General features: G+C 69.2%; 1 protein-coding gene. It reads right to left on the reverse strand.

Annotation, left to right across the window (positions count from 1 at the left end; all coding sequences use genetic code 11):
• Nucleotides 1-54: 54 nt before the first annotated feature.
• Entirely contained in the window at nucleotides 55-852 is a 798-nt protein-coding gene (locus ON31_RS29515; protein WP_051037921.1) for a DUF222 domain-containing protein, read from the reverse strand.
• Nucleotides 853-873: the final 21 nt, after the last annotated feature.

The following is an 873-nucleotide window of genomic DNA, read 5'->3' on the forward strand; positions in this document are numbered from 1 at the left end:
CCACCCCCGGCGGCGAGGAAGGCTTTGAGCGCGTCGTGGTTACGCTGCCCGGCACTACGCCGATCCCGCCGCGCCGCCGCCTCCACCACATCCTTGTCCACGGCTGCGGGTCCCATGCGGGGGCTGTCGGGATCCTCCGGGATTGCACATCCCCGGCCGCGCCCACTTCGCCAACACCACATCCAACAACGCCCGCAACTGCGGATCCAGCACGCCCTTGACCTCGCTCATGCCATCGACGCGTTGCTTGCCGACCCAGAGCTCGCGGCGCCGCGCCCGGTCGTCGTCGTTGGTGAGGACCCCGTCGGGATCCAAGCACGACAGCAGCACGTGCCCGACCTTGCTCACATACTCCGGCGGCATCTGGCTCGCCGCGCGGGCGAGCTGCTGTTCGGCCTCGGCCTGCGTCTGGGCGGGCACCGCGTTGGGGATACGGTCCATCACCCGCATGATCACCCGCGCATGCTCGGGTGAGATCGCGCCCTCGGCCTGCAACCTCGCGGTGGTCGGCAACAACGCCGGTCCGGGTTCCCCGCAGAACGCACGCGGCCGCAACGGGACCGACGCCCGCACCCGCGCTCCGGCCTCGGCGGCCGACAACCGCAATACATCGATCAAATAGCCGCGCATGCCCTTGGCTCCGGCACGCTCCCACAGATGCCGGGACTCGACCTCAGCGATCATGCGATGCGACAGTGCCGCCATCCGACACCGCACCGACTCCACCTCCCGCATCACCTCCACCAGAGCGGTGTCGGACAGTCCGGTGAGATCGGTCGCGAGCAGGGCGTCCATCGCCGCCGACACACCGGCCGCGGTATCACCGCCTCGCGTTTCCCCCTCCGGAATCATGCACCAATTCTACCGCGAATT

This window comes from Nocardia otitidiscaviarum NBRC 14405, from assembly GCF_000308635.1.
GTDB classification, from domain to species: Bacteria; Actinomycetota; Actinomycetes; order Mycobacteriales; family Mycobacteriaceae; genus Nocardia; species Nocardia otitidiscaviarum.